8 protein-coding genes are annotated in these 5,863 nt (G+C 64.5%); 5 read left to right on the forward strand and 3 right to left on the reverse strand.

Annotated elements, in window-relative coordinates:
* Window positions 1-147: 147 nt before the first annotated feature.
* Window positions 148-306, reverse strand: a complete 159-nt coding sequence (locus A2J02_RS27635; protein ID WP_156516151.1) for a hypothetical protein — start codon at window positions 304-306, stop codon at window positions 148-150.
* Window positions 307-527: 221 nt separating this feature from the next.
* Here A2J02_RS27635 and A2J02_RS27640 point away from each other — a divergent pair, with 221 nt between their 5' ends.
* Window positions 528-671 (forward strand): hypothetical protein, encoded by a 144-nt coding sequence (locus A2J02_RS27640; protein WP_156516152.1) that lies wholly within the window; start codon window positions 528-530, stop codon window positions 669-671.
* Window positions 672-713: 42 nt separating this feature from the next.
* On the opposite strand, the gene A2J02_RS08710 is transcribed toward A2J02_RS27640, so the two are convergent.
* A complete protein-coding gene (locus A2J02_RS08710) occupies window positions 714-1,376 on the reverse strand; it encodes a TetR/AcrR family transcriptional regulator (RefSeq protein ID WP_068049335.1) in 663 nt (220 codons plus the stop codon).
* A 154-nt stretch (window positions 1,377-1,530) separates the two neighbouring features.
* Here A2J02_RS08710 and A2J02_RS08715 point away from each other — a divergent pair, with 154 nt between their 5' ends.
* The 4 genes from A2J02_RS08715 to A2J02_RS08730 all read left to right on the forward strand — a co-directional run bounded on the left by A2J02_RS08715 (window position 1,531) and on the right by A2J02_RS08730 (window position 4,458).
* Window positions 1,531-2,733, forward strand: coding sequence for a cytochrome P450 (locus A2J02_RS08715; protein WP_068049342.1), 1,203 nt, complete (start codon window positions 1,531-1,533; stop codon window positions 2,731-2,733).
* Window positions 2,730-2,927 (forward strand): ferredoxin, encoded by a 198-nt coding sequence (locus A2J02_RS08720; protein ID WP_068049336.1) that lies wholly within the window; start codon window positions 2,730-2,732, stop codon window positions 2,925-2,927. Before A2J02_RS08715 ends, A2J02_RS08720 begins: the two co-directional genes overlap by 4 nt.
* Window positions 2,924-4,066, forward strand: a complete 1,143-nt coding sequence (locus tag A2J02_RS08725; RefSeq protein ID WP_068049338.1) for an NAD(P)/FAD-dependent oxidoreductase — start codon at window positions 2,924-2,926, stop codon at window positions 4,064-4,066. The genes A2J02_RS08720 and A2J02_RS08725 overlap by 4 nt, the downstream gene beginning before the upstream one ends.
* Before the next feature lie 89 nt (window positions 4,067-4,155).
* Window positions 4,156-4,458, forward strand: a complete 303-nt coding sequence (locus A2J02_RS08730) for a hypothetical protein (protein ID WP_231911427.1) — start codon at window positions 4,156-4,158, stop codon at window positions 4,456-4,458.
* A 21-nt stretch (window positions 4,459-4,479) separates the two neighbouring features.
* On the opposite strand, the gene A2J02_RS08735 is transcribed toward A2J02_RS08730, so the two are convergent.
* A complete protein-coding gene (locus tag A2J02_RS08735; protein WP_231893773.1) occupies window positions 4,480-5,784 on the reverse strand; it encodes a carboxylesterase family protein in 1,305 nt (434 codons plus the stop codon).
* Between the last annotated feature and the right edge of the window lie 79 nt (window positions 5,785-5,863).

A 5,863-nucleotide genomic window follows, 5' to 3' on the forward strand; every position in this document is an offset into this window, starting at 1 on the left:
CGACGAAGCTGCAGACGTCGGTTCTCGCGCCGATGCGTCCCGAGCCCGACGAGTCCGCAGAGGACTTCGCACATCGCGTTCACTCTGCGATGCAGGCTGAACTCGACGAATTGACGAAGGATCGCCTGCCGGTGATCGGCTGAGCCGTCATCCCGGTCCTTCCCATCCGCACGCTTCACACGAGGCGTAGATGCGGCTGTTGGCCGGTCCCACCAGCGGTGAATCGACGACGTTCTCGCCCAACGTGACCTGGTCGCAGATGGGACACACTCCCCGATAGTCGAGGTTGAAACTGTAGGTGAGCACTCGGACTCGATCCTGTAGGTCATGTCGACGTGGGAGCGACAGTAGACCCCGAGCCCCTCGCCCGTCGATAGCAACGGAGTTCTGGTGCACGATGGTCGGCGCAGCGTGGACCGCGTGGGAGGAACGCCGTAGTGTCGGTGTCACGCCGCTCGTCCAGCGCACACAATGGTTCAGCGAAACCGAACCGACCTGCGGATCGTAGGTCGAGAAGGTCGAGTCTCATGACCGACACACCTATCCACGACGAACTGCAGAACTTCATGAAGATGAGCACGCGCGGTGGCGATCGGACGGTCGAACCCGTTGACGTATCGGTTCCCGTCGAGGTGCCTGTGCACGCCCGCGCGCGTCATCACAGAGCCTGACGGTACGACCACCGCACGTCTGCCCTGTTTTTCCCGCGTTCGTTACGGCTGGGCTGCGGGGTCGATCGCTGCGTGCACTCCGCCGCTGTAAGACGTCGGAAGCTCGCGGCTGCAAAGAGTTTCGGCCTCGTCGGCGGAGATCCCGAGCGCTCGGAGCACGCGCTGCGTCGTGTCGTCCACGGTTGTCGCTTCGTCGCGATCGGGTTGGGCGAGCAGCAGTCGACCCATCGACAGCAGGGAGCCGGCCACGATGGCGAGTGCGACATCTGCGTCGTCCACATCGAATCGCCCTTGGGCGGCGGCCGATTCGATATCGCGGCGTGAACGCGGTGCCAGGCCGCCGGCTGCGGCGAATGCCGCAGCCTCGGAGTTGAGCAGAACGCGACTCAGTTCCGGCTCGAGGCGGAACAGTCGTCCGGACAATCGGAAGGACTGCGTGAATTTCTCGACGGGGTCGTCCAGACCAACGGTGAGCGAGTCGAGGAAGTCGCCGGCGGATTCGAGGGCCGCGTCGATGGCCGCCTGCCACAGCTCTTCTTTGCTCTCGAAGTAATTGTAGAAAGATCCATTGCTGACCTCGGCGGCCTGGGTTATTTCCAGAACGGGCGCGTTGGTGTTTCCGCTCGCCAGGAACCCTTGCGCGGCCCTGACGAGAGCGGCTCTGGTGCGGGCCTTGCGGCGCTCGACACGGTTGCCTTCGGTCACGGTGTGCTCCTGCTCTGGAAGGTGGCGAGAGCAGCCTATCGCGACAAATATTGACGAATTCGTCAAAAATGCTTGACTGGGCGAGGTGCGGTGAGTGACGATATCGTCAATGTCTGACGAACGTCGTCGGATCCGTGGCCACATCGAGGACTTGATGAGAACCGACGTGTCGATTCCCCAGTACCGCAGGAACATCTACTCCACCGACGCCATTCTCGATCCCTACCCGCACTATGCGAGATTGCGGGAGCTCGGCCCGGTGGTGTGGCTACCGGGTCAGCAGGTGTTCGCGGTCCCTCGGTATGCCGAGTGCAAGGAAGTACTGCTCGACGACGAGACCTTCATCTCGGGTGACGGCGTCGCGCTCAACCCCATCGCCAACCGGCTCGGCCGGGGCACGACCCTCAACAGCGATGGCGACGAGCATGCATCGAAGCGCGCGGTTCTGGCGCACCGTCTGACTCCGAGGGCGGTTCGGAAGATGACCACGGCAATTTCGGAGAAGGCGGAAAGCATCGTCGACGTCGCGTTGCGCAAACAGTTCGTCGACGGAGTCGACGATCTCGCGACGGCGCTGCCCATGTCGATCGTGCCTGACCTCGTCGGCTGGCCCGAGGATGGCCGCGAGGACCTTCTGCGGTGGGCCGGAGCAACTTTCGACTCACTGGGGCCTGTCAATCGGCATTCCGCCACCGCGGTGAAGGCCGCGACCGAGATGCTGACTTTCTCGAAGCGGGTGGTGCGCGAGCGGTCGGTCCTACCCGGAAGTATGGGCGAGGACGTGCTGATCGCCGCCGACGACAACCGACTCGAGAAGTCGGCGTGCCCGGCACTGATGATCGACTACCTCGGACCGTCACTCGATACCACCATCGGAGCTATTTCCGGCGCGCTGGACCTGTTCGCCCGGCATCCCGAGCAATGGCAGGCGATACGGCAGAACCCGGACCTGATTCCCAACGCCGTCAACGAGGTGGTCCGGTACGAGTCACCCATTCGAGCATTTTCTCGAAAGGCTGTGCGCGACGCCGATATCGGCGGATCGAGAATCCCGGCAGGAGCCCGTGTGCTGGTGATCTACGCGTCGGCGAACCGCGACCAGCGGGAATGGGACAACCCCGACGCCTTCGACATCACCCGCGATGCGGCTCGCCAACTCGGCTTCGGCTCGGGTACGCACGGCTGCGCCGGTCAAGGATTGGCGCGTCTCGAAGCGCAGACCATGCTCCGGGTGCTCGCGCGCCGGGTCGAACGAATCGTCTCGTCGGGAACACCGAAGAGGGCCGTCAACAACGTCATTCACCGATACGAACAACTCCCACTGAAACTGGTGGCTGCAGAGAGGACATCGCAATGAGAATCGACGTCGACTGGGATCGGTGCGAAGGGCACGGAATCTGTGCCGATCAAGCTCCCAAGGTTTTCAGCCTGGACGACGAGGGCGAGCTTCGCTACGCCTTCGAGGGCGGCGACATACCCGACGACCTTGCCTCCACGGCACGTTCGGCGATCGGAGCGTGTCCCGTGGCAGCTCTCCGAGAGAGCAAGTGAGCGCCACCGACCGTCGTATCGTCATCGTCGGAGACTCCATCGCCGGGTGCACCGCCGCCCGTGAGCTCCGTGCCCGCGGGCACCGGGGTTCGATCGTCATGATCGGTGCCGACGCCGACGGCTGCTACGCGAGACCGCCGTTGTCGAAGCATATGCTCAAAGGTGAAGCGGCCGAGGCCGAGACGTGGGATCTCTCCGATCTCGACGTCACGGCGATCGTCGATCCGGCGGTGTCGTTGGATGCCACACGACGAATAGTCACCACGACTGCTGGAATCGACGTTCCCTACGACGCGCTGATCGTGGCCACGGGAGCGTCCGCCCGGCGCATCGCCCATCCGGATCAGTCGGGTGAGACGGTGCTGCGGACCTTCGCGGACGTCCGTGCCCTGCGTCCGACACTGGACGAGGCGTCGACTGCGATCGTGGTGGGTGCAGGGTTCCTCGGCATGGAGGTCGCCGGTGCCTGCGCTGCACGCGGGACAGCGGTGACCGTCGTCGATGTGGATCCACCGTTGCAACGGCTCCTGGGTTCCTTCCTGTCCGACGCGATAGTCGCGCGAGCCGAGGCTGCCTCGGTCGAGTTCGTTCGTGCGGACGCCCCTGTCGCGTTGGTGGGTGATCCCGTCACGGGTATCGAGTTCGCAGATCGCACGCTGACTGCCGACCTCGTTGTCACCTGCGCCGGTGACGAGCCGCAGACCGGTTGGTTGGACGGTACCGGCATCGCGGACCGGATCGGGGTCGGAATCGACTACCGTTGCGCTACAGACATTCCCGGCATCTATGCGGCCGGGGATGTCGCGTACTCGCGCACAGCGTCCCGTCGAGCACCGTTCTGGTCCAATGCCGTTGCGCAGGGCAAAGTTGCCGCAGCCTCCGCGCTCGGCATCGAACCGACCTGCGCACCCACCGACGACTACTTCTGGACCGAAATCCTGGGGCTGTCCATCAAAGTCGTCGGTCCTCTACCCCTGCAGGGAGATCCGACCGTTCTGGAGGGATCCGTCGACGACGGATCTGCCCTGCTGCAGTGGAGCCATGAGGACGGCCGCACCACCATCGTCGCATTCGGCATCAAGAAGCCCGTCGGTCTGCTCCGGCGGTTGGCTCGCGAGAACACTCTCTCCACTACCTGAGGAACGTATTCATGGCTACTGGCTCCACACTTGTACGACGCCTTCCCGAGATTGTCGGAATAGGCCGCGCCGCAATCGGAATCGCTCATATGATCGCGCCCACTCGCGCCAACGAACTCCTCGCCGGGCCCGACGCGGCCGTGGCGACCACGCGAGCTGCCGCCCGCACCTTTGGAATTCGCGAGCTCTACATCGGAGGCGGGCTGTTTGCGGCCACCATGTATGCACCGAAGTTGGTGCGCACCTTGCTGCGCGCCGGGGTGGCAGTCGATGTCTGGGATACCGGTGCCTTCGCCCTGACCGCGTACCTGCCTCAGCGGACGCGGGTGGCAGGGTGCGCCATCGCCGGAGGGTTCGCTATTGCCGGTGTCCTTGCCGACACTCAGCTCTGACGGTCGAAGAGGGAGAGCCGCTCAGAACACCAGTGAGCGCGCAGGCAGCCCAGCCACTCCGTCTCTGGCGAAGGCTGCCCATGTTCGACGGACCCTGGCGGCCAACTCCGACGGCGGCGTGTTGCCCGCCAGCATGGGTGCGTCCGACCATGCCTCACCGAACAGCAGCGGCAATTCGATGCAGTGGCACGCCCTCAGAGGAGCACCTTTCGGTGCCCAGTCGACGCGGTACGACGCGACCCGACCACCGGCACCGTGCCACATCTTCACCATCGAATCCACGCCGAACAGCAGGTTGGTGACGAGACGGACCACCGGAGCGGTGAGTACCGAACTGACGACGCCGAACCTGTTGAGCCACAGCATGCTCGACACGATGTCCACGAACGGGGCGGCGTCGTCTCTGGTGTGGCCGATCAGCAGTTCGACGCGAGTGGCAGTGTCGCGTAGGGCGGCGTCGGGGTCATCGGAGAGGGGCTCGAGGTGAGCAACCGGCCCGAACGGCATTCCGCCCGCGGCACCGAACCTGCGCACAGCCTGTGTCACGGCACGCTCTGCATCCAGGACATCCGACGCAGGTGCGGTGGCCGGGTCCGTGGAGAAACGAGCTGCGAAAGCCTTTCTTGCGGTGTTGTAGAGAGCCGAACGGCCCGATCGCAATCCGAGTGGTGCGCTCTGCACGATTGCTCTGGTGAACAGCCCTGCGGCCGCCTCGCATGCCATCAGCGAGAGGATGGCATCGCCGCCCGCGGACTGACCGAACAGGGTCACGTTGGTGGGGTCACCGCCGAATCGAGCGATGTTGGTCGACACCCAGTGCAGTGCGGCAATCTGATCCTGAACACCGATGTTGCTGTCCCCCGTGTCTTTCGGAGTCAGGTAGCCGAAACCGCCGAGACGGAAGGTGACGCTGACGACCACCACGCCCTCCCGGACGAGGTGGTCTGCGTCGTACTTCTCGGCCTCTCCGCCGCCGGAGACGTAGCCGCCACCGTGCAGCCACACCATGACCGGAAGTCCCTCGGCCGCAACGGGAGCGGTCACCGACAGCACGAGGCAGTCCTCGCTCTGGTCGAGTGTGTCGACTATCGGACCGGTGACGTTGTCGAGCCGGGACGGAATCTGAATGCAGGCCGGGCCGCGGCGGGTGGCGTCGCGCTTCGTCCCCGGGGTGTTCACCGGTTGTGGCTTCCGAAAGCGCGTGGCGGTGGCGTAGGGAATTCCCCGTGCGTGGATCAAACCGTCGGCCTCGATCACGTCGAGGTCTCCGCTGGTCGTACCGGTGATCGTTTGCCGCGTCGACGCGGCCGTCATGTCGTCGTTCAAATCCAGAACCCCCTGTGTCGAACAGTGTGAGCATATCGTTCGCCCGTGGCGTCATAATCGGACCATGCGGTCCAAGCAG

The organism is Rhodococcus sp. EPR-147 (genome assembly GCF_001647185.1).
Taxonomy (GTDB): Bacteria; Actinomycetota; Actinomycetes; order Mycobacteriales; family Mycobacteriaceae; genus Rhodococcoides.